Source organism: Pontibacter rugosus (assembly GCF_042678745.1).
GTDB classification, from domain to species: Bacteria; Bacteroidota; Bacteroidia; order Cytophagales; family Hymenobacteraceae; genus Pontibacter; species Pontibacter rugosus.
Genome location: NZ_JBHTLD010000403.1, coordinates 1 through 1651 on the forward strand (window position 1 = coordinate 1; position 1651 = coordinate 1651).

Genomic DNA, 1651 nt, shown 5'->3' on the forward strand with positions numbered 1-1651 from the left:
AAGTTGAATTTAACGTCTAATAACGGTGGAAGAGAACAACGAAAAAGCAGAAATTTATTCCCAAAGAGTAAGAGCCGGGAAGAGAACGTATTTCTTTGATGTGAAGTCAACTCGCTCTAACGATTACTACGTGACTATCACGGAGAGTAAGCGTAAAATGCAGGACGACAGCTTTTCATACGAGAAACACAAGATTTTCCTTTACAAAGAGGACTTCGCCAAATTCTTGGAAGCACTTCAGGGAACAGTAGACCACGTTAAATCTGAACTTTTGACAGAAGAAGCTTTAGCTGCACTGGAGGTACCAGCAGCAGAGCCATCTGAAGTAACCTATGAAGGTGAATTGAAGTGGGAATAATTTTTCCGCTTTAATAGACATACGATATAATAAGGCCCATCGCTTACGCTTTGGGCCTTATTGCTTTATGCCATCTACTGTTTTCTTATCCCTGCCCCTCTTGCCCATAATTCATATGGGTTAACTGCACAATGCTGCCTTAATTATTGTATATTTGCGGCCTGAAAATAACAACTAATTATACATGGGACTACGATGCGGTATTGTTGGACTTCCGAATGTTGGAAAGTCTACTCTGTTCAACGCAATTTCTAACGCAAAGGCAGAATCTGCCAACTATCCTTTCTGTACCATAGAGCCAAACGTTGGGGTAATCACAGTTCCCGACGAACGCCTGCAGATTCTGGAGGAGCTGGTACACCCGGAGCGTGTGCTGCCAACAGTAATTGAATTTGTGGACATCGCAGGCTTGGTAAAAGGTGCCAGCAAAGGCGAAGGATTAGGCAATAAATTTCTAGCTAACATACGCGAGGTTGATGCTATCATTCATGTGGTGCGATGCTTTGAAGATGATAACATTGTACACGTTGATGGCAAGGTTAACCCTATTGCTGACAAAGAAATCATCGATACAGAGCTTCAGCTGAAAGACCTGGATTCTGTAGACAAGAAGATTCAGAAGGTAGTTCGTTCTGCTAAATCAGGCGATGCCAAAGCGAAGAAAGAACTGGCAAGCCTTGAGAAATATAAAGCTCACCTGGAAGCAGGTTTGAATGCCCGTAGCCTGGACGTAACGGATGATGATCTGGAGGCTGTAGAGGATTTAAAACTACTAACAGCTAAACCAGTGATTTATGCTGCCAACGTAGATGAAAACTCCATGAACGATGGCAATCAGTTTTCTAATGCACTTGCAGAGCATGTGAAGAATGAAAATGCGCAAGTTGTACTTATCTCTGCTTCTATCGAAGCTCAGATTGCAGAACTAACAGATCCGGAAGAAAAGGAAATGTTTTTGTCTGAGTATGGCTTAACAGAGTCTGGCTTGAATAAGCTAATCCGTGCTTCTTACCAGTTACTAAACCTGATCACCTACTTTACCGCAGGTGTAAAAGAAGTACGCGCCTGGACTATCGAGAAAGGCTGGAAAGCTCCTGCTGCTGCCGGCGTTATTCACTCCGACTTTGAGAAAGGCTTCATCCGTGCTGAGGTTATCAAACTGCCGGACTATCAGCAATATGGAACAGAGGCTAAAATAAAAGAGGCTGGTAAAATGGCTGTAGAAGGTAAAGAATACGTGGTGCAGGACGGTGATATCATGCACTTCCGCTTTAACGTGTAAGTATTCATTAT

At 43.0% G+C, this 1651-nt stretch carries 2 protein-coding genes; both read left to right on the top strand.

Annotated elements, in window-relative coordinates; all coding sequences use genetic code 11:
- Positions 1 to 25 precede the first annotated feature (25 nt).
- Positions 26 to 358, top strand: coding sequence for a DUF3276 family protein (locus ACFQ2O_RS21540; RefSeq protein WP_377532949.1), 333 nt, complete (start codon positions 26 to 28; stop codon positions 356 to 358).
- Positions 359 to 542: 184 nt separating this feature from the next.
- Positions 543 to 1640 carry a redox-regulated ATPase YchF gene (gene ychF / locus ACFQ2O_RS21545; RefSeq protein WP_377532951.1) on the top strand — a complete coding sequence of 366 codons (1098 nt, stop codon included), beginning with the start codon at positions 543 to 545 and terminating at the stop codon, positions 1638 to 1640.
- The last annotated feature ends 11 nt before the right edge of the window (positions 1641 to 1651 follow it).